Genomic DNA, 22269 nt, shown 5'->3' with positions numbered 1-22269 from the left:
CCCGGTCTCGGCATCAATCGCGCAGCGAGATGACCGACCAGCCACGCTTCTCTGCTTCGGCCCGCAGGTTCGGGTCCGGATCAACGGCCACCGGATTCACCACCTGCTCCAGCAGCGGCAGATCATTCATCGAGTCGCTGTAGAAGTAGCTGTCTTCCAGCGAATGCCCGGTTTCTTCCAGCCAGCGGTTCAGGCGCGTCACCTTGCCTTCGCGAAAGCACGGCACGTCGGTGCTGCGGCCGGTGTAGCGGCCATCCTGCATCTCGCACTCGGTGGCGATCAGGGTTTCAACGCCCAGGCGCACGGCAATCGGTGCGGTGACGAAGCGGTTGGTGGCAGTGATGATCACCAGTTTGTCGCCGGCGTCGCGGTGCTGTTGCAGCAGCTCAAGCGCCTTCGGCAGAACGATCGGCTCGATGCAGTCGCGCATGTAATCGCTGTGCCATTGCTCGAGCACGGCCATGTCGGTGCGGCCGAGGATTTCCAGGCAGAAGTTCAGGTACGCCGCGTTATCCAGTTTGCCCGCCAGGTAATCCTGGTAGAACTCGTCGTTGCGCGCCTTGTAGGCGATCGGGTCGAGGAAGCCGCGTTCACACAGATAGTCGCCCCAGGCGTGATCGCTGTCGCCGCCCAGAAGGGTGTTGTCCAAATCGAATAAAGCCAGGCGCATTGCAGTTACCCGCTGAAAAGTCAGTAAAAAGGCCACAAGAATACGGTCTTTTCACAAGAGTGCACATAAGCTCGGAACCTTCGTTGCCGCCTTCACAAGCTTTGTGGAACAATGCGGCGACATGCGTTTGCGAGGTTGTTGCCGTGATCGACCCCGATGGTTTCCGTCCTAATGTCGGGATCATTCTGACGAATGACGCCGGCCAGGTGCTATGGGCTCGCCGTATCAATCAAGATGCCTGGCAGTTTCCGCAAGGGGGAATCAATCCCGAGGAGACGCCGGAAGACGCCTTGTACCGCGAGTTGAACGAAGAAGTGGGCCTGGAACGCGAAGATGTTGAAATTCTCGCCTGTACCCGGGGCTGGTTGCGCTATCGTTTGCCGCAACGTCTGGTGCGAACCCACAGCCAACCGCTGTGCATCGGCCAGAAGCAGAAGTGGTTTCTCCTGCGCCTGATCTCCAACGAGCAGCGGGTGCGGATGGATTTGACCGGTAAACCGGAGTTCGATGGCTGGCGCTGGGTCAGCTATTGGTATCCGTTGGGCCAGGTGGTGACATTCAAGCGCGAAGTGTATCGCCGCGCTCTCAAAGAGCTTGCCCCGCGCCTTTTAGCGCGCGACTGACGACGGAGTTCGACCCCGAGCCATGCTCAATACGCTGCGCAAGATCGTCCAGGAAGTTAACTCCGCCAAGGATCTCAAGGCGGCGTTGGGGATTATTGTGTTGCGCGTCAAAGAGGCCATGGGCAGCCAGGTCTGCTCGGTCTACTTGCTTGATCCCGAGACCAACCGCTTCGTCCTGATGGCCACCGAGGGCTTGAACAAGCGCTCGATCGGCAAGGTCAGCATGGCACCCAACGAAGGTCTGGTCGGCCTGGTCGGCACGCGTGAAGAACCCCTGAACCTCGAAAACGCGGCGGATCACCCGCGTTACCGCTACTTCGCCGAGACCGGCGAGGAGCGCTACGCCTCGTTCCTCGGAGCCCCGATCATTCACCACCGTCGAGTCGTCGGGGTGTTGGTCATCCAGCAAAAGGAACGCCGCCAGTTCGATGAAGGTGAAGAAGCCTTCCTCGTGACCATGAGCGCGCAGCTCGCCGGCGTGATCGCTCACGCCGAGGCCACCGGGTCGATCCGTGGCCTGGGCCGGCAGGGCAAGGGCATCCAGGAAGCCAAGTTCGTCGGTGTGCCGGGCTCGCCGGGTGCGGCGGTCGGTACCGCGGTGGTCATGCTGCCGCCGGCGGACCTGGACGTGGTGCCGGACAAGACCATCACCGATATCGACGCGGAACTGGCGTTGTTCAAGACCGCCATCGAAGGCGTGCGCGCCGACATGCGTGCGTTGTCGGCCAAGCTGGCGACCCAGCTGCGCCCGGAAGAGCGCGCGCTGTTCGACGTCTACCTGATGATGCTCGACGATGCCTCGTTGGGCAGCGAAATCACCAACGTGATCAAGACCGGCCAATGGGCCCAGGGCGCGTTGCGTCAGGTCGTGACCGATCACGTCAACCGTTTCGATTTGATGGACGACGAGTACCTGCGTGAGCGGGCGTCGGACGTCAAGGACCTGGGCCGTCGCTTGCTCGCCTATCTGCAGGAAGAGCGCCAGCAGAATCTGGTCTACCCGGAAAAAACCATTCTGGTCAGCGAAGAACTGACGCCGGCGATGCTCGGCGAGGTGCCGGAAGGCACGCTGGTCGGTCTGGTGTCGGTGCTCGGTTCGGGTAACTCCCACGTCGCGATCCTGGCCCGGGCCATGGGCATCCCGACGGTGATGGGCCTGGTCGACCTCCCGTACGCCAAGGTCGACAACATCGAAATGATCGTCGATGGCACCAAGGGTGAGGTCTACACCAACCCCAGCGAAGTGCTGCGCAAACAATTCACCGAGGTGGTGGAGGAAGAGAAACAACTGGCGCTGGGGCTCGATACCCTGCGTGACCTGCCATGCGTGACCCTCGATGGCCACCGCATGCCGCTGTGGGTCAATACCGGCCTGCTGGCGGACGTGGCGCGGGCGCAGAAGCGTGGCGCCGAAGGCGTTGGCCTGTACCGCACCGAAGTGCCGTTCATGATCAACCAGCGCTTCCCGAGCGAGAAGGAGCAACTGGCGATATACCGCGAGCAGCTCGCCGCGTTCCACCCGCAACCGGTGACCATGCGCAGCCTGGACATCGGCGGCGACAAGTCGCTGTCGTACTTCCCGATCAAGGAAGACAACCCGTTCCTCGGCTGGCGCGGGATCCGCGTCACCCTCGACCACCCGGAAATCTTCCTGGTGCAGACCCGCGCGATGCTCAAGGCCAGCGAAGGCCTGAACAACCTGCGGATCCTGCTGCCGATGATTTCCGGCATCCACGAGCTCGAAGAGGCGCTGCACCTGATTCACCGGGCCTGGGGCGAAGTGCGCGACGAAGGCACCGACGTGCCGATGCCGCCGGTGGGCGTGATGATCGAAATTCCTGCGGCGGTCTACCAGACCAAGGAACTGGCGCGGATGGTGGACTTCCTGTCGGTCGGCTCTAACGACCTGACCCAGTACCTGCTGGCGGTGGACCGCAACAACCCGCGGGTGGCCGATCTCTACGACTACCTGCACCCGGCAGTCCTGCAAGCCCTGCAGACCGTGGTGCGCGACGCCCATGCCGAAGGCAAGCCGGTGAGCATCTGTGGCGAGATGGCCGGTGACCCGGCGGCTGCGGTGCTGTTGATGGCGATGGGCTTCGACAGCCTGTCGATGAACGCCACCAACCTGCCGAAGGTGAAATGGATGTTGCGCCAGATCAACCTGAGCAAGGCCAAGGATCTGCTGGCGGAACTGATGACCATCGACAATCCGCAAGTTATCCACAGCTCGCTGCAACTGGCGCTGAAGAACCTCGGGTTGGCGAAGATGGTCAGTCCAGCGGCGGCCAAACCTCTCTGAGCACAGGATCGCAGCCTTCGGGCTGCGATCTTCAGAGGTTGATTTCCACTTCCCCCAAGTGCCCGCCATACGGTCCAAAACTGCGCTCCACCATCCGCCGCGTCCCGTCCGCCTGCACGATCAGCGCCGTACTCGCCCGCGTCCCGTAGCTCTGGCTGGCAATAAACACACTCGACAGCAACGACTCGGTCGCCAGCCCCACGCCGGTATCCGGCAGCTCGGCAAACGGTGCCGTCTGCGCATCTCCCAACAACGCCAACAACCGGTCGGGCTGCGGATCATCCAGCACCGCACTCAATGCTGCCTTGGCCTTGAGCAGTTTCGGCCACGGCGTATCCAGCCCCGCGTTTGAAAGCCCGTAGAGGCCCGGTTGCAACATCACCGGTTCCGAAGACCGGGCGTTGAAATGCCACAGCTCGTTGGCATTGCCCAGCAGCAGATTGAACCCGGCATATTCCGGGGAACGGGCGACAACGTCGGACAAATAGTCATCGATCGACAGGTTTCCGGTCAGAAAACCCGCCACCAACTCGCCCCGAGAGCGTCGCGCCGGCGGCTGATGCGGATCGCGAATGTTGGTCAGCGCCGCAAAACGACCGTTGGCGCCGAGACCGAGCCAGGTGCCCCCGGCCTCAAGATCGCGACCGGCATGGACATGCGGCGACTCGGGCCACTGCGCCAGCGGCAGGCTGGGTCGGGCGTAGAATTCGTCACGGTTGGCCGCGACGATCAGCGGCTGGGCATGCCCCGGCCGCCAGGCGAAAACGATCAGGCACATAAGGTGGTCCTTGTGTGTTTTTTGTCCACTCTACGCAGACATCGTCCGTGCATCCATCGCCAGTGGAGCCGAAGGGTATCCATCCGTTACCATGCCGCTCCGGTTTTGGGGACGTGCCTTGGGAGGCGGTCATGGAATTTCTGCTCTATCTGGCGCTGGGCGCCTGTGCGGGCGTACTGGCCGGGCTGTTCGGGGTGGGCGGCGGGATTATCATCGTCCCGGTGCTGGTGTTCAGTTTCACCTTGCAGGGGTTCGATCCGTCGATCCTGACCCATCTGGCGGTCGGCACGTCCCTGGCGACGATCATCTTCACGTCGGTCAATGCCGTGCGCGAGCATCACCGACGCGGCGCGGTGCGCTGGCCGATATTCAAGTGGATGACCGTCGGCATTCTGCTAGGCGCCGGTTTCGGCGCGCTGACCGCCGAAGCGATTTCCGGGCCCAACCTGCAGAAGATCATCGGCGTGTTCGCCCTGGTGATCGCGGCGCAACTGGCGCTGGACGTCAAACCCAAGGCCAGTCGAACGGTGCCCGGCAAGCTTGGTCTGACCATGGCCGGCAGTGTGATCGGCTGGGCCTCGGCGATTTTCGGCATTGGCGGCGGCTCGCTGACCGTGCCGTTCCTGACCTGGCGCAGCGTGCCGATGCAGCAGGCCGTGGCGACCTCGTCGGCCTGTGGTCTGCCGATCGCCGTGGCCAGTGCAATAAGTTTCATGATTCTTGGCTGGCATGATCCGTTGCTGCCGGCCCATAGTCTCGGGTTTGTGTATCTGCCGGCGTTGCTGGGCATTGCGCTGACCAGCATGGTATTCGCCCGTCTCGGCGCGCGGCTGGCGCACAAATTGTCGCCGAAGTTGCTGAAACGGCTGTTCGCCGCTTTGCTGTTCTGCGTGGGGCTGAGCTTTTTGTTCTGAGCAGGCCACAATCCTGGCTTAATCCTGAGGTGGCAGCGTCGCCCGGGAATTTTGAAGATTTGAACGCTAACGAGGAGTCGCAATGCTGCCTTACCCGCAGATCGACCCGGTGGCTCTGGCCATCGGTCCGCTGAAAATCCATTGGTACGGCCTGATGTATCTGGTCGGCATCGGCGGTGCGTGGCTGCTGGCGTCGCGCCGGCTTAACCGTTTCGACCCGACCTGGACCAAGGAGAAACTCTCCGACCTGGTGTTCTGGCTGTCGATGGGGGTGATTGTCGGTGGGCGACTGGGCTATGTACTGTTCTACGATCTGAGCGCCTACATCGCCAACCCGACGCTGATTTTCGAGGTGTGGAAGGGCGGCATGTCGTTCCACGGTGGCTTCATCGGCGTGATGCTGGCGGCGTTGTGGTTCGGCAAGCGTAATGGCAAGTCGTTCTTCCAGCTGATGGACTTCGTGGCGCCGATGGTGCCGATCGGCCTGGGCGCCGGGCGTATCGGCAACTTCATCAACGCCGAGCTGTGGGGCAAGGCCACCGACGTGCCGTGGGCCATGGTGTTCCCGCCGTTCAGCGACCCGGCGCAACTGCCGCGTCACCCGTCGCAGCTGTATCAGTTCGCGCTCGAAGGTGTCGCGCTGTTCCTGATCCTCTGGCTGTTCTCGCGCAAGCCGCGGCCGACCATGGCGGTCTCGGGCATGTTCGCGCTGTTCTATGGCATCTTCCGTTTCATCGTCGAATTCGTCCGCGTGCCGGACGCGCAACTGGGCTACCTGGCCTGGAACTGGCTGACCATGGGTCAGGTACTCTGCGTACCGATGATCATCGGCGGGCTGTTCCTGATCTGGCTGGCCTATCGCCGTGCCCCGTCGGCGCCGGTTGCCCCGACAGCTTAAATATTCGACCCCCGGCGCGGTTGGCCGGGGGCAAGGACACAGGTAACTCATGAAGCAATATCTCGATCTGGTGTCGCACGTCATCAACAACGGCACCAAACAGGCCAACCGTACCGGCGTGAACACCATCAGCTTTCCGGGCGCCATGCTGCGCTTCGATCTGCAGGAAGGTTTCCCGGCGATCACCACCCGCAAGATGGCCTTCAAATCGGCTATCGGCGAGATGTGCGGCTTTCTGCGTGGCGTGAACAACGCCGCCGAATTCCGTGCGCTGGGCTGCAAGGTCTGGGATCAGAACGCCAACGAAAACGCCCAGTGGCTGGCCAACCCGTTCCGCCAGGGCGAAGACGACCTCGGCGAGATCTACGGCGTGCAATGGCGCAAATGGCCGGCGTACAAGCAGATCCCGTTAAGCAACACCGCCGCCATCGAACAAACCCTGAACAACGGCTACAAGCAGATTGCCCAGGGCGAAGAAGACGGCCAGGCCTATGTGGTGCTGTACAAAGCCATCGATCAGGTGCGCCAGTGCGTCGACACGATCATCAAGGATCCGGGCAGCCGGCGCATCCTGTTCCACGGCTGGAACTGCGCCCAGCTCGATGAAATGGCCCTGCCGCCGTGCCATCTGCTGTACCAGTTCCACCCGAATGTCGAGACCAAGGAAATTTCCCTGACCCTCTACATCCGCTCCAACGACCTGGGCCTGGGCACGCCGTTCAACCTCACCGAAGGCGCTGCGCTGCTGAGCCTGATCGGTCGCCTGACCGGCTACACGCCGCGCTGGTTCACCTATTTCATCGGTGATGCCCACGTCTACGAAAACCACCTCGACATGCTCAACGAACAGCTCAAGCGCGAGCCGTTCGCCATGCCGAAGCTGAAGATTTCGGACCGCGTGCCGGAGTTTGCCAAGACGGGCGTGTACCAGCCGGAATGGCTGGAGCTGGTGGAGCCGAGCGACTTCTCGCTGGAAGGCTACGAGCACCATGCGCCGATGACCGCGCCGATGGCGGTCTGAAGCACGAGTGACCAAATATTGAGGGAGCCAAATGGCTCCCTCAATTGTTTCCGCCGTTCTTAATGACCGTGGCTACGGCCTACATGCGAATGCTCGACCTCCGCCGCCACAACCCCGCCACTGACTTCCAGCCGCTGCAGGATCCCGCACTGATCCGCCTCCGGCCCTTCGCCACAGCGCTGGCGCAGGTCGAGCAGTTGCGTCTGCAACGCCAATAACCCATCGATTCGCGCCTTGACGTGCTGAATATGCTCGTCAATCAGCGCATTCACGCTTTCGCACTGATCCTGCGGGCTGTCGCGCAAGGCGAGCAGGCTGCGGATTTCTTCGAGGGTCATGTCGAGGGTGCGGCAGTTGCGGATAAAGGTCAGGCGTTCGGCGTGGGCCTGGGTGTAGACGCGGTAGTTGCCGTCACTGCGGGCCGGCTCGGGCAGCAGGTTTTCGCGTTCGTAGTAGCGGATGGTTTCCACGGCGCAATCGGTCTGTTTCGCCAGTTCTCCGATCTTCATGACGGCAATCTCCAAAAGGGTGCTTGACCCTATAGTGGCTACAGGGTCTTTACTTGGCAACAGGCACCTTCATGGACGCGACCAATGAGCGATTCCCAGCACACCCACAAATCCCACGCGGGACACGACCACAGCCACAAATTGCAGCCTGTGCATAAACACGACCACGGCGCTGATTCCTGCTGTGCGTCAAAAGCCGCGGCACCGTCGCTGATTCAACTGAGCGAGGCAAAAAGCGCCGACGCCCGGTTGAGCAGTTTCCGCATCGAGGCGATGGATTGCCCGACGGAGCAGACGCTGATCCAGAACAAGCTCGGCAAACTGGCCGGGATCCAGCAACTGGAATTCAACCTGATCAACCGCGTGCTCGGCGTGACCCACAATCTGCCGGACACCGCGCCGATCATCGACGCGATCAAATCCCTCGGCATGCAGGCCGAGCCGCTGGAAGCAGGCGTCGAAGCGCCAACGCCTGCGCCGGTGAAAAAACACTGGTGGCCGCTGGCGCTGTCCGGCGTCGGCGCACTCGCTGCCGAAGTGATCCACTTCACCAGCGCCGCCCCGACCTGGGTGGTGGCGATCATCGCGCTGATCTCGATCCTCAGCGGCGGCCTCACCACCTACAAGAAGGGCTGGATTGCCCTGAAGAACCGCAACCTCAACATCAATGCGCTGATGAGCATCGCCGTGACCGGCGCCGTGTTGATCGGCCAATGGCCGGAAGCGGCGATGGTGATGTTCCTGTTCACCGTGGCCGAGCTGATCGAAGCGCGCTCGCTGGATCGCGCACGCAACGCCATCAGCGGCCTGATGCAGATGACACCGGAGCAGGCGACGGTGTTGCAGGCTGACGGCAACTGGGTCGAACTGGACGTCAAAAGTATCGATCTCGGCGCCCGCGTGCGGGTAAAACCTGGCGAGCGTATTGCGCTGGACGGTGAAGTCGTCAGCGGCAGCTCGACCATCGATCAGGCGCCGATCACCGGTGAGAGCCTGCCGGTGGAGAAAACCGTTGGCGACAAGGTGTTCGCCGGCACCATCAACCAGGCCGGTTCGCTGGAATACACGGTGACCGCTGCGGCCAACCATTCCACCCTGGCGCGAATCATCCACGCCGTGGAGCAGGCGCAAGGCGCGCGTGCGCCGACCCAGCGTTTCGTCGATCAATTCTCGAAAATCTACACCCCGGTAATCTTCGTTCTGGCCCTGGCCGTGGCAATTGTCCCGCCGCTGTTCATGGGCGCCGCGTGGTTCGACTGGATCTACCGGGCGCTGGTGTTGCTGGTGGTCGCCTGCCCGTGTGCGCTGGTGATTTCCACCCCGGTGACCATCGTCAGCGGCCTCGCTGCTGCGGCGCGCAAAGGTATTCTGGTCAAGGGCGGCGTGTACCTGGAGGGCGGTTTCAAGCTCGACTATCTGGCCCTCGACAAGACCGGCACCATCACCCACGGCAAACCGGTGCAGACCGACTACCTGTCCCTCGATCCGACCGCCGACGCCACGGCCCCGGCCATTGCCGCGGCACTGGCCGGGCGCTCCGATCACCCGGTGTCGCTGGCCGTCGCCCATGCGGCTGTGGATAAAGGTTTTGCGGCGCTGGTTGTGGATAACTTCGAAGCGCTGGCCGGCCGTGGCGTAAAAGGCGAGGTCAACGGTCAGGTCTACCATTTGGGCAACCACCGTCTGGTGGAAGAACTGGGCCTGTGCTCGCCGCAATTGGAAGAAACACTGTTCGCGCTGGAGAAGCAGGGCAAGTCCGTGGTGCTACTGCTCGACAGCTCCGGTCCGCTCGCACTGTTCGCCGTGGCCGACACGGTCAAGGAAACCAGCCGCGAGGCGATTCGCCAACTGCACGAACTGGGCGTGAAAACCCTGATGCTCACCGGCGACAACGTCCACACCGCGCAGGCGATTGCGGCGCAGGTCGGAATCGATCAAGCCAAGGGCGACTTGCTGCCGACCGACAAATTGCAAGCCATCGAAGACCTGTATGCGCAGGGCCGTCGGGTCGGCATGGTCGGCGACGGTATCAACGACGCGCCGGCATTGGCTCGGGCCGAGATCGGTTTTGCGATGGCGGCGGCTGGAACCGATACGGCGATTGAAACCGCCGATGTCGCCCTGATGGACGACGATCTGCGCAAGATTCCGGCCTTCATCAGCCTGTCCCGCAACACGGCCAGTATCCTGAAACAGAACATTGCGTTGGCATTGGTGATCAAGGCCATCTTTCTTGGGGTAACCTTCGCCGGGCTCGCCACCATGTGGATGGCGGTGTTTGCCGACATGGGCGTGAGTCTGCTGGTGGTGTTCAACGGTTTGCGCCTGTTGCGCAAATAGAGGAAGAGGGACGGTTGTGCTGAGTGCCGAGCTGAAAGCGTTTTACATGGTGGCCCGGCTGGGCAGCATCACGCTGGCGGCGAAAAAACTCGGCCTCAGCCAACCGACCGTGACCACCCAGATCCGCAATCTGGAAAGTCAGTATTCGGTGGAGCTGTTCTACCGTGGCGGCCGGCGTCTGAGTGTCAGCGAGGAAGGCGCGCGGCTGTTGCCGATGGTCAAGGCGTTGTTGCAGCAGGAAGCCGATATCGAGTTTTTCCTGCGCAACAGCGGTCAGGTGCAGGGCACGCTGCGCATCGCCGCCACCGCGCCGTATTACATCCTCGATCTGGTGAAGACCTTCCGCGAGCGCCTGCCGCAGGTGGAAGTGTCAGTGGAAATCGGCAACTCGCAACAAGTGCTCGAAGCGCTGGAGGATTATCGGGTGGATGTCGCGGCGTCGTCGCAATTGCTCGACGATGCGCGGCTGATCCGCCGGGTGCTCGGCAGCGATCCGCTGGTGCTGGCGGTGCATCGCAATCATCCGCTGGCGGTGCACGATCATGTCACGCTGAGCGCGCTGGCCGGGCATACCTTGCTGATGCGTGAATCCGGCTCGACCACCCGGCGTCTCACCGAAGAATTGCTGGCCAGTGCCGGTGTCAGTTTCGGCCCGTTGCTGGAAATCGGCAGCCGCGAGTCGATCCGCGAGGCGGTGCTGCGCAACATCGGCATCAGCATCATTGCCCGTCAGGAAGTGCCGCACGATCCGCAGTTGCGCGTGCTGACCCTGGAGAATGCGCCGCAGATTCCCGAATACCTCTACTGCCTCAAGGAACGCAAGAACGCCCGGTTGCCGGCGGCGTTTCTCGGGCTGGCGCAGGAAATGTCCCCGGCCTGAGATCTTCAGTGCCTGTTCAGGCCTCATCGCTAGCAGGCTAGCTCCCACATTGGATCTTCAGTGAATACAATGTTGTTAGCACCCGGCTCCCCTGTGGGAGCTAGCCTGCTAGCGATGGCGGCAGCCCGGACAACGGATAACCTCAAATCTGCCAATACCACTATCGGTCGTTTTTGCCTCACTGCCATATGACCGACGCATTACAACTCTAGGATTCGTCTCATCTGCTTGATGAGGTCTGTCCATGAACCCTGCAATCGCAACTGCCCTGACCAACCCCGGCGCACCGATGAAAGTGCGCGGCGTGCAGAAGCGCTTCGGCGCCTTCACTGCGCTGGATAACGTCTCCCTTGATGTCGCGGCTGGTGAGCTCGTTTGCCTGCTCGGCCCGTCGGGCTGTGGCAAGACCACGTTGCTGCGCTGCATCGCCGGTCTGGAAAAGCAGGACAGCGGCGAGTTGTACCTCGGCGAGCGCGACGTTTCCCACCTCGCGCCGCAGGCTCGGGACTACGGCATTCTGTTCCAGTCCTACGCGCTGTTCCCCAATCTGACCGTCGAATCGAACATTGCCTACGGCCTCGCCGGCAGCGGTCGTGATGAAGTGCGCCGTCGCGTCGGTCAGATGCTGGAACTGGTCGGCCTCACCGGCAGTGAGAAAAAATACCCGGGCCAGTTGTCCGGCGGTCAGCAGCAACGTGTGGCACTGGCCCGAGCCCTGGCCCCCGCGCCGTCGCTGTTGCTGCTCGACGAACCGATGTCGGCCCTCGACGCCCGGGTTCGCGAGCATCTGTGCACCGAGCTGCGCCAACTGCAACGCAACCTCGGCATCACCACCCTGATGGTCACCCACAATCAGGACGAAGCCATGCTGATGGCCGATCGTATTGCTGTGATGAACAACGGCAAGGTCGAGCAGTACGCCACCCCGCAGGAAATCTACAACCGGCCGGCCACGCCGTTCGTGGCCGAGTTTGTCGGCCAGGGCAACTGGCTGCCGTTCCAGCGCAGCAGTGACAGCCATGCCAAGGTCGGCGGGATGAACCTGCGCCTGGCCGACGGCAGCGTCCACAGCCCGTCGGGCCGACTGTTCTGCCGCCCGGAAGCGATCAACGTCAATCCGTTGGTGCATGAGGAAAACCTGTTCCCGGCCAAGGTCCGCGAGATCACCTTCCTCGGCAACCGCTGCCGCATGAGCTTCGAACTCGATCAATTGCCCGGTCACGCCTTGCTCGCCGAACTGGCGCCGGAAGCCATGCCGCGCCTCGGCGCCCAGCAGATCATGGTCGCCTTGCCGCCGCGCAGCCTGCAGGTGTTTGCCTGATGAACAGCAACCTTGCACTGCCGCTACCGCACAAGCAGGCGCGGCAGGTGTCCGGGGCCGAGGTCGGCGACCGGATCTTCGTCCTCGGCGGCAAACTCCTGCTGCTGGTGCTGCTCGGTGTGGCGGTGCTGTTGCCATTGCTGGCGATCTTCTGGCGCGGTTTCAGCAGCGAAGCCGGGCAGGGCGGTGGCTGGCTCGCCGCAAAGGAGCTGGTGACCAGCGACAATTTCCACTGGTTGCTCGGCAACAGCCTGAAAGTTTCCCTCAGCGTCGCAGCGATCGTCGTACCGCTGGCCTACCTGTTTGCCTACGCCTTGCAGCGCACGTTGATTCCGGCCAAAGGCATCTGGCGCGGGATCTCCCTGCTGCCGCTGATGGCACCCTCGATGCTGCCGGGGATTGCGCTGGTCTATCTGTTCGGCAATCAGGGCATGCTGCGGGGGCTGCTGTCGGACAACATCTACGGTTTTTGGGGGATTGTTCTGGGTGAGGTGATCTACACCTTCCCACACGCCTTGATGATTTTGCTGTCAGCCCTGTCGCTGGCGGATGCGCGACTGTTCGACGCCGCGTCGAGTATGGGCGCCAGTCCAGCGAAAGCTTTTCGCAGCATCACCTGGCCGGCGACCCGTCAGGCCGTGTTCGCCGCGTTCTGCCTGGTGTTCACCCTGACCATCACCGATTTCGGTGTGCCGGTGGTGGTCGGTGGCGACTATCAGGTGCTGGCGCTGGAAGCCTACAAAGCGGTGGTCGGTCAACAGCAGTTCGGTCGCGGCGCCTTGATCGGCATGGTTCTGCTGCTGCCGGCGCTATTCAGTTTCGGCGTCGATGCCTGGTTGCGTCGGCGTCACGGCGACGCCATGAGTGGCCGCGCCCAGGTGTTCAAACCGGCGCCGTCGAAGAAGCGCGATGCCTTTTATCTCAGCGTTGTCCTGCTGATCAGCGCCGCGTTGCTGCTGGTGTTCGGTATGGCGGTGTTCTCGTCGCTGGTGAAGTTCTGGCCGTACAACCTGTCGCTGTCGCTCAATCACTACCAGTTCAACGAGACCGCCGGCGGTGGCTGGCTGGCCTACGGCAACAGCCTGAAGATGGCGTTGGGCACGGCGTTGATCGGCAGCGTGCTGATTTTCACTGGCGCCTACCTGATGGAAAAGACCCGCAGCCAGCGCGGGCTGAATCTGACGTTGCGCATGCTCAGTTTCGTACCGATGGCGGTGCCTGGGTTGGTGCTCGGTCTGGGTTACGTCTTCTTCTTCAACCTCACCGGCAACCCGCTGCACGTGCTGTACGGGACCATGACCCTGCTGATCATCTGCACCATTGCTCACTATCTGACCACCGCGCAGATGACCGCCACCACCGCGCTGCGTCAGCTCGACGCCGAGTTCGAAGCCGCCGCGCTGTCGCTGAAAGCGCCGCTGTACCGGCATTACCTGCGGGTCACCGTGCCGATCTGCCTGCCGGCGCTGCTGGACATCGTGCGCTACCTGTTCGTCTCGGCCATGACCACCGTGTCCGCCGCGATCTTCCTCTACAGCCCCGACACCATCCTCGCGGCGGTGGCGGTGCTGAACATGGATGACGCCGGCAACGTCGGCGGCGCGGCGGCGATGTCGACCCTGATTCTGTTCACCTCGGCGGGCGTGTCCTTGCTGCTGGCGTGGGCTTCGCGCGGCCTGCTGCGCCGTTCCCAGGCCTGGCGGCAAACGGCGCCCGGCCACTGATCCACGACTAATCCCTAAAGCCTCAACTCAACGACAGGAAAACGATCATGTTCAAGCCTATGGCCCTGGCCGCTGCTGTGCTCGCGACTTTCAGCCTGAATGCCTTCGCGGCAAAAACCGAGTTGACGGTGTACACCGCCCTCGAAGCCGAACAGTTGAAGTCCTATAAAGAGGCCTTCGAAAAGGCCAACCCGGACGTCGAGATCAAGTGGGTGCGCGATTCCACCGGGATCATCACCGCCAAACTGCTGGCCGAAAAGGAACGCCCGCAGGCTGACGCGGTGTGGGGCCTGGCGGCGTCGAGCCTGGCGATCCTCGATCAGCAAGGCATGCTGCAAAGCTATGCGCCGAAGGATCTGGGCAAGATCGGCGCGAACTACCGCGACGCCGCCAACCCGCCAGCCTGGGTCGGCATGGACGTCTGGGCCGCGACCATTTGCTTCAACACCGTCGAGGCCGAGAAACAGGGCCTGACCAAACCGGTGAGCTGGCAGGACCTGACCAAGCCTGAGTACAAAGGCAAGATCGTGATGCCGAATCCGGCTTCGTCCGGCACCGGTTTCCTCGACGTCAGCGCCTGGCTGCAAACCTTCGGCGAGAAGCAGGGCTGGGCCTATATGGACGGTCTGCACCAGAACATCGGCCAGTACGTTCACTCCGGTTCCAAGCCTTGCAAACTGGCGGCGGCGGGTGAATTCCCGATCGGGATTTCCTTCGAATACCCGGCTGTTCAGCTCAAGCGCCAGGGCGCGCCGCTGGACATCATCCTGCCGAAGGAAGGCCTGGGCTGGGAGATCGAGGCGACTGCCGTGATCAAAGGCACGCCGCACGAAGAGGCCGCGAAGAAACTGGCCGACTTCTCCGCCAGCGCCCCGGCGATGGACCTGTACAAGGAAAACTTCGCCGTCCTCGCCCAGCCGGGCATCGCCAAGCCGCAGACCGAACTGCCGGCCGACTACGAGCAACGCCTGATCAAGAATGACTTCGCCTGGGCCTCGAAGAACCGCGACGAGATCCTGACCGAATGGCGCAAGCGCTATGACGGCAAGTCCGAGAAAGTCGCGGCCAAGTAAGATCTTCATCGACTGACAGGGCCCTATCGCGAGCAGGCTCGCTCCCACAGTGATTTGCGTTGTGAATGCGATCCAGTGTGGGAGCGAGCCTGCTCGCGAAAGCGGTCTCGCATTCAGAGCACCTCTAGATGACACAACACAAAGACTTGCTGATCGTCGGCGCCGGCATCCTGGGCCTGTCCCATGCCTATGCCGCCGCCCGGCGCGGTCTCAAGGTCACGGTTTTCGAACGCACCGCCACGCCACTCGGCGCCTCGGTTCGTAACTTCGGTCAGGCCCTGGTCACCGGCCAGCCACCGGGCCCGATGCTCGAACTGGCCAAGGCCAGCCGCGAAATCTGGGGCCGGTGGGCGCAGCTCGCCGGCCTGCAACTCAAGCGCAACGGCTCGTACCTGTTCGCCCGCACCGAGGCGGAAGAACATTTGCTGGAAGCCTTCTGCGCCGGGCGCGCCGTGGAGCATGACTACCGCGTCGAGCTGCTGCGTGGTGCCGCGTTGCGCGATCTGTACGGTGGTCAGTTCAGCCATCACCGCGCCGCGCTGCACGGCATGGACGATCAACAGCTGTATTCCCGGGAAGCGATTGCGGCGCTGATCGACTACTTGCGTCGCGAACTCAACGTCGAGTTTCACTTCTCGACGCTGGTGCGCGACGTCGAACCGGAGCGCTTGCACAGTACCGCCGGGATCTTCACCGCCGAGCAGATCATCGTCTGTTCCGGTCACGATTATCAGACCCTGCTGGCCGAGCCGATTGCCGCCCTCGACCCGCAAATCTGCCGCCTGCAAATGCTTCGCGCTCGGCCGCAGATCGACCTGAACCTGCAACACGCCTTGCTCACCGGCCTCAGTTGCGTGCACTACGGCGCCTTCGCCGATCTGCCGGAAGCGGCTGCAGTGCAGGCGCAAATCCTGCGCGAGCAACCGCACTTGCAGGAAAACGGCATTCACCTGCTGATCAGCCCGACGCCGTATGGCGAACTGATCATTGGCGATTCGCACCATTACGGCAGCGATCCGTCGCCGTTCAACGCCGAGCAGGTCGACAACTGGATGCTCGAACTGGCCGAACAGACCCTCGGCTGCAAGGTGCAAGTGGTCGAGCGCTGGCAGGGTGTCTATGGTTCCCGGGGGCCGGGGCCGTTTTCGTTTTTGCGGCCGGCGTCGGGGTTGAGTGTGGCGCTGATGCACAGCGGCGTTGGCATGAGCGTCGGCCCGGCCATGGCCGAGCGCAATGTGGCACAGCTTTTTGGAGAGAACGGATGTTGAGCCACGAACAAATCATCGAGCGGGTGTTCGGCCTCTATGAGCGTTTCGGCGCCAGCGACTACATCGGCGAACCGGTGTCGCAGATCGAGCACATGTCCCAGGCGGCGCAACTGGCCATCGCCGAAGGCTTCGACGATGAAGTGGTGCTCGCCGCGTTCTTCCATGACATCGGTCACTTGTGTGCCGAAGGCGCGGAGAACATGGGCGGTTATGGCGTGGTCAGCCACGAGCGCCTCGGCGCGGATTATTTGCGTGAGGCCGGCTTCAGCGAACGCCTGGCGCGGCTGGTGGAATATCACGTCCAGGCCAAGCGCTATCTGACGCTCAGGGAGGCGAGCTACTACGAGCGCTTGAGCGAAGCCAGCCGCCGCACCCTGGACTATCAGGGCGGGGTGATGACCGAGGCTGAAGCGGATGCGTTCGAGCAGGATCCGTTGTGTGCCGTCAGCCTGCGAATGCGCCAGTGGGATGAGCTGGCCAAAGAAATGGCTGTTCCGGTGATGGATCTTGCGCTGTTGAAGCACAAGGCTTTTACCGTGTTGTCTCGCGAGGCGCGCTGAACCTTCTTACGCCAAACGGGGAAACGGTGCATGGCGCGTGTTGCCCCGTCGGCCCAGACTGGTTCTTTGCCGAAGGAGCGCACGGATGCGTTTTTTGAAAGTGATTGCCCGGGATCGATCGGGCAGCGGCGCAGGGGACAGTGTCCAGCTGCGCTTTCATGACAGTGAACAGGACTGGCGCGAAGCCTCGGCTCGCGAGGTGGCGCAACTACGCAGCTTCACCAGCACCTATCTGAAATGTGCCTGGTTCAACGCGGCCGACGAGGATTCGCGACATCTGCGGATCTTCGTTCTGAACCCCGGCAGCGATGGAACGCCGGAATCAGTGAGGCTGCACTTTCACCAGGGCGAAACCATTGCTTACAAGGCCGCCGTCCACGACCTGGATAACGATGGCCGCTTCGAGGTTGTCCTGTGTTCGGACGTCGACAACGACGGGCGCGCCAATCGTACCGATCGCAGTCGGGTGACGGCGCTGGTCAAACAGTTCCTCAAGCTCGGCTGGTTCTAGAGCTCGAGGACCTTGCTCACCAGCTCATCGATCTGTTCCTGACGCTGGGCCTGATTCAGTTTCGGATGCGGGTTGAGCGACGACCATTGCGGATGGGCCCGGGCGATGTTCAGCGCTTCCGGCAACTTGCCCTCACGCCATGTCTTGTCCTGCGGCGTCGCCACCTGAACGGCGTCCATCGCCGCATGACCACGAACATTCAGCGCTTGCAACAATTGCCGCTGACGCAATGCCAACAGGCGCAGCACGTTGTCGTCGACCGTCAGTTCCCGCTGCCCTTTGATCTTGTCCAGCAGGCGGTTGCCATAGCTGCGGGCGGTTTGCAGGGCGCCGCCGGCAATGGCACCGGCCAGTGCGGCGGCGCCGAGGGTGATGCCGCCGACCAGCAAATCCACGCCCGCACCGGCTGCGGCTCCGGCGGCAATCCCGCCGCCGACCCGCACGCCGAGCTGCTTGAGGGTTTCCGGGTTGAACAGGTCATCGCCCCAGCGTCCGTCGAGCAACGGCAGATCGCTGGCGGCGGCGTCCTGCGGGCGGAAGGCGTAGAGCTTGAGCAGCGCTTCGACGCAGCGTTGTTCGCGCTGGCGCACGGCTTTGCGCAGTTCGCTGATGGCCTGTTGTTCCTGCTCGGCGTTGCTCGCCACACTGCGTCGGCACGCGGCGCAGTCGATCAGCAATTCGGCAATCAGGCGTGCGGCGCTTTGCTCGCGGGCGAGGCGTTGGGCCTGTTGATCGGCGATCAGGCGTTCAAGTTGTGGGCGGGCATTTTCCAGCAACAGTGCGAGGCTTTCGTACAGCCGCCGCTCCCCGTCTTCGGGCGGGGCGACGCTGTCGAAACGCACCAGCGCGTGCAGGCCGAGGCGCGCCAGGGCTTCACGCCAGTCCGGCTCGCGGTGGTTGGCGCTGCTGACGAAATTCAGTACCGGCAGCAACGGTTTTCCGCAACTGGCCAACACTTCCAGTTCATCGCGGTACTTGGCCAGCACCGGTTCGCGGGCGTCGATCACGTACAGGCCGGCATCGGAATCGAGCAGTTGCCGCAGCACCTTGGCTTCCTGTTCGAAACGCTGGCGCGCTTCGCTGCCGTCGAGAAACCGCGCCAACCGTGCCGGGCCGTCGAGGCGTTCGCCGGGGCGTTCCAGTCGTTCGAGAAAGTCCAGCAGGGCGATGGCGTCTTCCAGACCGGGTGTGTCGTAGAGGTCGAGCAACGGCTCGCCATCCACCGACAACCGCGCGCCTTCGACATGCCGGGTGGTGCTCGGTCGATGGGAGACTTCGCCGAAGCCGACGTCGCGAGTCAGGGTACGCAACAGTGAAGTCTTGCCGACGTTGGTGTGGCCGACCACCGCCAGTTTCAGCGGTGCTTTCCAGGCATCAGTCATGTCCGTGCTCCAGCCAGTTCAACGGGGCGCAATCGGCGAACGGCAGTTGCAACTGTTGCAATGCGACGTGCCAGTCACCGAGGCGTTCGGCGTCCAGCGCTTGTCCTGGCGGCGCCTGCAACAGCCAGACCCGGGTCGCGGCGGCATTGCGTGCCAGCTCGGCGATCAGCGCCAGGCTGCCGCGATCCGGCGAACGTCGTGGGTCGCAGGCAATCGCGAGGCGCGCCGGGGGGAAGCGGCTGAGTTGTTCGAGCAGTTTGTTGCGCGATTCGCGGCTGTCGAGGATGCCGGCGTTGCTGACGTTTTTCGGCAACGCCGGTGGCCATGGGTGTTGATCGTCCAGTTCGATGGCCACCAGCAGCGCGCCATCGCTGGCGTGTTCGCCGACGGTGCTTTCGACGCGGTGCAATTGCGCAGGCTCCGGGTCGGTGATGCCGAGGCGTTCGCTGGTCGGCATCAGGCGTTCGCGCAACTGGGCGTAACCGGGCAGGTTCAGGTCCAGGCGCAACGCCGCCTTGCCGCTGTTCCAGCGCCAGAAGCAAAACAGCGCCAACAGCAGGCGCGGCAGCACGCCGTACACCACCAGCACGCCGGCCAGCCAGGTCGCCCAGGCCTGACGGGCGCTTTCGATGTTCAGCGCGGTGTCGCCGCTGGCGCGGATCATGTCCACGGTCGGCACGTTGAAGCCCAGCAGCGCCGGCAAGGTGCCGAGGGCCTGGGTCATGTTGATGAACGTGTCGGCACTGAGAATCGTGGTTTCCCAGACGAAGCCGTAGCGCCGGGTCGCCATCAGCGTCAGCAGCAAAACCAGCGCGCTGAGCATCGCCAGCAACCACAAACCGTTGACCAGCGAGCCGAGCGCCCAGCGATTGAGTTTCTGGCGTTGCAGCATCAACAACAGGGCCGGCGCCAGTTGCGCAGCCTTGGCGTCGCGGGCGAGTCTTTCACTGAGCCACAGCCACAAGCGGCCGAGTGTGGCGCCGTGCTCCCCGGCGAAGATCAGCCCCAGCGCCCAGCTCGACAGCAAGATCAGATTCAGCCCGAGCAGACTGCCCAGGGCCCAGAACACATTGACCGGCGTCTGGCCCAGTGCGGCGAAGGCCAGGCCGGCGCCGCTCAGAACCGCGAAGATCGCCAGCAACACCAGCGCCAGACGCGCGCCTTGCAGCCAGTGCTTGAGCGCAGAGGTCAGGCCATCGCGCTCGGCCAGCCACAGGGCGCGTCGTTGAATGCGTCCCGGCAGATCGCCGCCGGCCGCGCGGGCCAGGCGATTGGCTTCCTGATCGTCCAGCGGGCCTGCGTGTTCTTCGCGCAGGCGCACGGTTTCGGTGAGCCAGAGGTTTTGCAGTGAAGTCAGTTCAGTCACGCGGCGTCCCGTTGCTTGATTGAGCCGTGAGCATAACCGCTGTGGCGCTGGTCGGGGCAAGTTGCGGGATGTGAAGCCTCTGGTATGCTCGCCCGCATGAAAAAGACTCTTACTTTAAGCTTGATTGCAGCTTTCGGTGAAAACCGTGTGATCGGCGTGAACAACACCATGCCTTGGCACTTGCCGGGTGACTTCAAGTACTTCAAAGAAACTACGCTCGGTAAACCGATAATCATGGGTCGCAAGACTTGGGATTCTTTGGGGCGTGCGTTACCTGGGCGATTGAATATTGTGGTCAGTCGCCAAGAGGGACTGCAACTTCAAGGTGCAGAGGTATTTACGTCGTTAGAGGCTGCGGTGGAGAGGGCTGAAGAGTGGGCCCGTGAGCAATGTGTCGATGAGGTAATGCTGATCGGCGGAGCTCAGCTGTATGCACAGGGCTTGGTACATGCAGACAGGTTGTATCTCACCACTGTTGAGCTGAGCCCTAAGGGGGATGCTTGGTTCCCGGAGTTTGATCTCAACCTATGGAAACGGGTGTGGGTTGCTCCTAACCCGGCCGAAGGCGACAAACCGGCTTACAACTTCGAAGTCTGGGAAAGGACTTAAAAGCATCGCGGGCAAGCCCGCTCCCACAGTATCTAAGGTGAGACACACATTGTGTTAACACCGATGATCCCTGTGGGAGCGGGCTTGCCCGCGAAGAGGCCCGCTTAGGCGCTAAAGAGTTTAAGCCTGAGCAAGCTCCGCATGCTCATCCGCTTCCAGCAGTGCCTTGTCGGTCTGCTGCATCACCTGGCTGGTAATCGCACCAGCGGTGATCGAACCGCTCACGTTCAGTGCCGTACGACCCATGTCGATCAGCGGCTCGACCGAAATCAGCAACGCCACCAGCGAAACCGGCAAGCCCATGGCCGGCAGAACGATCAGTGCCGCGAAGGTCGCGCCGCCGCCCACGCCCGCCACACCGGCGGAACTCAAGGTCACAATCGCCACCAGCGTCGCGATCCACAGCGGATCCAGCGGGTTGATGCCGACCGTTGGCGCAACCATCACCGCCAGCATTGCCGGGTACAGACCGGCGCAGCCGTTCTGGCCGATGGTCGCGCCGAACGAAGCGGCGAAGCTTGCAACCGATTGTGGAATGCCCAGACGCCGGGTCTGCGCTTCGATGCTCAGCGGAATGCTCGCGGCGCTGGAGCGGCTGGTGAACGCGAAGGTCAACACCGGCCAGATCTTGCGGAAGAAACGCAGCGGGTTGATCCCGGCCGCCGAGACCAGCAGACCGTGTACCACGAACATCAGGCCCAGACCGAGGTACGACACCACCACGAAGCTGCCGAGCTTGATGATGTCCTGCAGGTTGGAACCGGCCACCACTTTGGTCATCAGCGCCAGCACGCCGTACGGGGTCAGCTTCATCACCAGACGCACCAGACGCATCACCCAGGCTTGCAGGGTGTCGATGGCGTTGATCACTTTCTGACCTTTCTCGGCGTCATCCTTGAGCAGTTGCAGCGCGGCAACCCCCATGAACGCAGCGAAGATCACCACGCTGATGATCGAGGTCGGCTTGGCCCGCGCCAGGTCGGCGAACGGGTTCTGCGGGATGAACGACAGCAGCAGCTGCGGCACATTCAGGTCGGCGACCTTGCCGGCGTAGTCGGTCTGGATGGTTTGCAGACGGGCCATTTCCTGGGTGCCGGCGACCAGGCCTTCGGCGGTCAGGCCGAACAGGTTGGTCAGGCCGATGCCGATCAGTGCCGCAATCGCCGTGGTGAACAGCAGCGTGCCGATGGTCAGGAAGCTGATCTTGCCCAGCGACGAAGCGTTGTGCAGACGGGCCACGGCGCTGAGGATCGAGGCGAACACCAGCGGAATCACGATCATTTGCAGCAGTTGCACATAACCGTTGCCGACCAGATCAAACCAGCCGATCGAGGCTTTCAGCACCGGGTTGCCCGCGCCGTAAATCGTGTGCAGCGCGACACCGAATGCCACGCCCAGCACCAACGCGAGCAGAACTTTTTTCGCCAGGCTCCACGTGGTGTGACGGGTTTGCGCCAGACCGAAGAGCAAGGCAAGGAACACCAGCAAGTTGAGAATCAGGGGCAGATTCATGAGGACTC

At 62.7% G+C, this 22269-nt stretch carries 20 protein-coding genes; 14 read left to right on the top strand and 6 right to left on the bottom strand.

Annotated elements, in window-relative coordinates; genetic code table 11:
- Window positions 1–13 precede the first annotated feature (13 nt).
- Window positions 14–670: an HAD family hydrolase gene (locus ACSPX5_RS22145; protein WP_439820267.1), complete on the bottom strand. Its 657-nt coding sequence runs from the start codon at window positions 668–670 to the stop codon at window positions 14–16.
- Window positions 671–813: 143 nt separating this feature from the next.
- Between ACSPX5_RS22145 and ACSPX5_RS22140 the strand changes: the two genes are divergently transcribed.
- Both ACSPX5_RS22140 and ptsP read left to right on the top strand, forming a co-directional pair.
- Window positions 814–1293 carry an RNA pyrophosphohydrolase gene (locus ACSPX5_RS22140; protein WP_003229203.1) on the top strand — a complete coding sequence of 160 codons (480 nt, stop codon included), beginning with the start codon at window positions 814–816 and terminating at the stop codon, window positions 1291–1293.
- A 22-nt stretch (window positions 1294–1315) separates the two neighbouring features.
- On the top strand, window positions 1316–3595 hold the full coding sequence (ptsP, locus tag ACSPX5_RS22135) for a phosphoenolpyruvate--protein phosphotransferase (protein WP_207863818.1): 2280 nt from the start codon (window positions 1316–1318) through the stop codon (window positions 3593–3595).
- A gap of 31 nt (window positions 3596–3626) precedes the next feature.
- Here ptsP and ACSPX5_RS22130 read toward each other — a convergent pair whose 3' ends face one another.
- On the bottom strand, window positions 3627–4373 hold the full coding sequence (locus ACSPX5_RS22130) for an NRDE family protein (protein WP_439820266.1): 747 nt from the start codon (window positions 4371–4373) through the stop codon (window positions 3627–3629).
- Between the two features lie 131 nt (window positions 4374–4504).
- On the opposite strand from ACSPX5_RS22130, the gene ACSPX5_RS22125 reads away from it, so the two are divergent.
- The 3 genes from ACSPX5_RS22125 to ACSPX5_RS22115 all read left to right on the top strand — a co-directional run bounded on the left by ACSPX5_RS22125 (window position 4505) and on the right by ACSPX5_RS22115 (window position 7206).
- Window positions 4505–5287 (top strand): sulfite exporter TauE/SafE family protein, encoded by a 783-nt coding sequence (locus tag ACSPX5_RS22125; RefSeq protein ID WP_096817504.1) that lies wholly within the window; start codon window positions 4505–4507, stop codon window positions 5285–5287.
- An 82-nt stretch (window positions 5288–5369) separates the two neighbouring features.
- Window positions 5370–6185, top strand: coding sequence for a prolipoprotein diacylglyceryl transferase (lgt, locus tag ACSPX5_RS22120; protein WP_169432340.1), 816 nt, complete (start codon window positions 5370–5372; stop codon window positions 6183–6185).
- Between the two features lie 49 nt (window positions 6186–6234).
- Complete coding sequence (locus ACSPX5_RS22115; RefSeq protein WP_169432339.1) at window positions 6235–7206, top strand: thymidylate synthase; 972 nt, start codon at window positions 6235–6237, stop codon at window positions 7204–7206.
- Between the two features lie 59 nt (window positions 7207–7265).
- Here the strand turns inward: ACSPX5_RS22115 and cadR are convergent, their stop codons facing one another.
- Window positions 7266–7715: a Cd(II)/Pb(II)-responsive transcriptional regulator gene (gene cadR, locus ACSPX5_RS22110; protein WP_007953454.1), complete on the bottom strand. Its 450-nt coding sequence runs from the start codon at window positions 7713–7715 to the stop codon at window positions 7266–7268.
- An 84-nt stretch (window positions 7716–7799) separates the two neighbouring features.
- On the opposite strand from cadR, the gene ACSPX5_RS22105 reads away from it, so the two are divergent.
- The 8 genes from ACSPX5_RS22105 to ACSPX5_RS22070 all read left to right on the top strand — a co-directional run bounded on the left by ACSPX5_RS22105 (window position 7800) and on the right by ACSPX5_RS22070 (window position 17392).
- Window positions 7800–10055, top strand: a complete 2256-nt coding sequence (locus tag ACSPX5_RS22105; protein ID WP_439820265.1) for a heavy metal translocating P-type ATPase — start codon at window positions 7800–7802, stop codon at window positions 10053–10055.
- Between the two features lie 16 nt (window positions 10056–10071).
- On the top strand, window positions 10072–10935 hold the full coding sequence (locus ACSPX5_RS22100) for a LysR substrate-binding domain-containing protein (protein ID WP_207863816.1): 864 nt from the start codon (window positions 10072–10074) through the stop codon (window positions 10933–10935).
- 244 nt (window positions 10936–11179) lie between these two features.
- Complete coding sequence (locus tag ACSPX5_RS22095) at window positions 11180–12256, top strand: putative 2-aminoethylphosphonate ABC transporter ATP-binding protein (protein WP_323159750.1); 1077 nt, start codon at window positions 11180–11182, stop codon at window positions 12254–12256.
- Window positions 12256–13980, top strand: a complete 1725-nt coding sequence (locus ACSPX5_RS22090) for a putative 2-aminoethylphosphonate ABC transporter permease subunit (protein WP_439820264.1) — start codon at window positions 12256–12258, stop codon at window positions 13978–13980. The genes ACSPX5_RS22095 and ACSPX5_RS22090 overlap by 1 nt, the downstream gene beginning before the upstream one ends.
- Window positions 13981–14027: 47 nt before the next feature.
- A complete protein-coding gene (locus ACSPX5_RS22085) occupies window positions 14028–15053 on the top strand; it encodes a putative 2-aminoethylphosphonate ABC transporter substrate-binding protein (RefSeq protein WP_102619669.1) in 1026 nt (341 codons plus the stop codon).
- Window positions 15054–15181: 128 nt separating this feature from the next.
- The gene (locus ACSPX5_RS22080) at window positions 15182–16321 is read left to right on the top strand and encodes a TIGR03364 family FAD-dependent oxidoreductase (protein WP_439820263.1); all 1140 of its coding nucleotides are present in this window, start codon (window positions 15182–15184) and stop codon (window positions 16319–16321) included.
- The gene (locus tag ACSPX5_RS22075; RefSeq protein WP_439820262.1) at window positions 16315–16881 is read left to right on the top strand and encodes a phosphonate degradation HD-domain oxygenase; all 567 of its coding nucleotides are present in this window, start codon (window positions 16315–16317) and stop codon (window positions 16879–16881) included. The genes ACSPX5_RS22080 and ACSPX5_RS22075 overlap by 7 nt, the downstream gene beginning before the upstream one ends.
- A gap of 85 nt (window positions 16882–16966) precedes the next feature.
- Window positions 16967–17392 carry a hypothetical protein gene (locus tag ACSPX5_RS22070; protein WP_439820261.1) on the top strand — a complete coding sequence of 142 codons (426 nt, stop codon included), beginning with the start codon at window positions 16967–16969 and terminating at the stop codon, window positions 17390–17392.
- Here the strand turns inward: ACSPX5_RS22070 and ACSPX5_RS22065 are convergent.
- Both ACSPX5_RS22065 and ACSPX5_RS22060 read right to left on the bottom strand, forming a co-directional pair.
- Window positions 17389–18774, bottom strand: a complete 1386-nt coding sequence (locus ACSPX5_RS22065) for a GTPase/DUF3482 domain-containing protein (protein WP_207863812.1) — start codon at window positions 18772–18774, stop codon at window positions 17389–17391. The genes ACSPX5_RS22070 and ACSPX5_RS22065 overlap by 4 nt on opposite strands.
- A complete protein-coding gene (locus tag ACSPX5_RS22060; RefSeq protein WP_439820260.1) occupies window positions 18767–20140 on the bottom strand; it encodes a DUF2868 domain-containing protein in 1374 nt (457 codons plus the stop codon). The genes ACSPX5_RS22065 and ACSPX5_RS22060 overlap by 8 nt, the downstream gene beginning before the upstream one ends.
- A 96-nt stretch (window positions 20141–20236) precedes the next feature.
- Between ACSPX5_RS22060 and ACSPX5_RS22055 the strand changes: the two genes are divergently transcribed.
- Entirely contained in the window at window positions 20237–20749 is a 513-nt protein-coding gene (locus tag ACSPX5_RS22055; protein ID WP_439820259.1) for a dihydrofolate reductase, read from the top strand.
- A 120-nt stretch (window positions 20750–20869) separates the two neighbouring features.
- On the opposite strand, the gene ACSPX5_RS22050 is transcribed toward ACSPX5_RS22055, so the two are convergent.
- The gene (locus ACSPX5_RS22050) at window positions 20870–22261 is read right to left on the bottom strand and encodes an L-cystine transporter (RefSeq protein ID WP_439820258.1); all 1392 of its coding nucleotides are present in this window, start codon (window positions 22259–22261) and stop codon (window positions 20870–20872) included.
- Window positions 22262–22269: the final 8 nt, after the last annotated feature.

Origin of the sequence: Pseudomonas sp. HLG18 (assembly GCF_051903985.1) — a bacterium.
GTDB lineage: Bacteria > Pseudomonadota > Gammaproteobacteria > Pseudomonadales > Pseudomonadaceae > Aquipseudomonas > Aquipseudomonas fluorescens_BT.
The sequence above is the reverse complement of the archived record's forward strand: the minus strand, read 5'-3'. Positions and strand labels throughout refer to the sequence as shown.

Excerpts from the sequence above, each read along its gene's own strand:
- ACSPX5_RS22055 (WP_439820259.1), top strand. The coding sequence starts at position 20,237 with ATGAAAAAGACTCTTACTTTAAGCTTGATTGCAGCTTTCGGTGAAAAC.
- lgt (WP_169432340.1), top strand. The coding sequence starts at position 5,370 with ATGCTGCCTTACCCGCAGATCGACCCGGTGGCTCTGGCCATCGGTCCG.
- ACSPX5_RS22115 (WP_169432339.1), top strand. The coding sequence starts at position 6,235 with ATGAAGCAATATCTCGATCTGGTGTCGCACGTCATCAACAACGGCACC.
- ptsP (WP_207863818.1), top strand. The coding sequence starts at position 1,316 with ATGCTCAATACGCTGCGCAAGATCGTCCAGGAAGTTAACTCCGCCAAG.
- cadR (WP_007953454.1), bottom strand. The coding sequence starts at position 7,715 with ATGAAGATCGGAGAACTGGCGAAACAGACCGATTGCGCCGTGGAAACC.
- ACSPX5_RS22125 (WP_096817504.1), top strand. The coding sequence starts at position 4,505 with ATGGAATTTCTGCTCTATCTGGCGCTGGGCGCCTGTGCGGGCGTACTG.
- ACSPX5_RS22080 (WP_439820263.1), top strand. The coding sequence starts at position 15,182 with ATGACACAACACAAAGACTTGCTGATCGTCGGCGCCGGCATCCTGGGC.
- ACSPX5_RS22090 (WP_439820264.1), top strand. The coding sequence starts at position 12,256 with ATGAACAGCAACCTTGCACTGCCGCTACCGCACAAGCAGGCGCGGCAG.
- ACSPX5_RS22075 (WP_439820262.1), top strand. The coding sequence starts at position 16,315 with ATGTTGAGCCACGAACAAATCATCGAGCGGGTGTTCGGCCTCTATGAG.
- ACSPX5_RS22145 (WP_439820267.1), bottom strand. The coding sequence starts at position 670 with ATGCGCCTGGCTTTATTCGATTTGGACAACACCCTTCTGGGCGGCGAC.
- ACSPX5_RS22070 (WP_439820261.1), top strand. The coding sequence starts at position 16,967 with ATGCGTTTTTTGAAAGTGATTGCCCGGGATCGATCGGGCAGCGGCGCA.
- ACSPX5_RS22105 (WP_439820265.1), top strand. The coding sequence starts at position 7,800 with ATGAGCGATTCCCAGCACACCCACAAATCCCACGCGGGACACGACCAC.
- ACSPX5_RS22130 (WP_439820266.1), bottom strand. The coding sequence starts at position 4,373 with ATGTGCCTGATCGTTTTCGCCTGGCGGCCGGGGCATGCCCAGCCGCTG.
- ACSPX5_RS22085 (WP_102619669.1), top strand. The coding sequence starts at position 14,028 with ATGTTCAAGCCTATGGCCCTGGCCGCTGCTGTGCTCGCGACTTTCAGC.
- ACSPX5_RS22050 (WP_439820258.1), bottom strand. The coding sequence starts at position 22,261 with ATGAATCTGCCCCTGATTCTCAACTTGCTGGTGTTCCTTGCCTTGCTC.
- ACSPX5_RS22065 (WP_207863812.1), bottom strand. The coding sequence starts at position 18,774 with ATGACTGATGCCTGGAAAGCACCGCTGAAACTGGCGGTGGTCGGCCAC.
- ACSPX5_RS22095 (WP_323159750.1), top strand. The coding sequence starts at position 11,180 with ATGAACCCTGCAATCGCAACTGCCCTGACCAACCCCGGCGCACCGATG.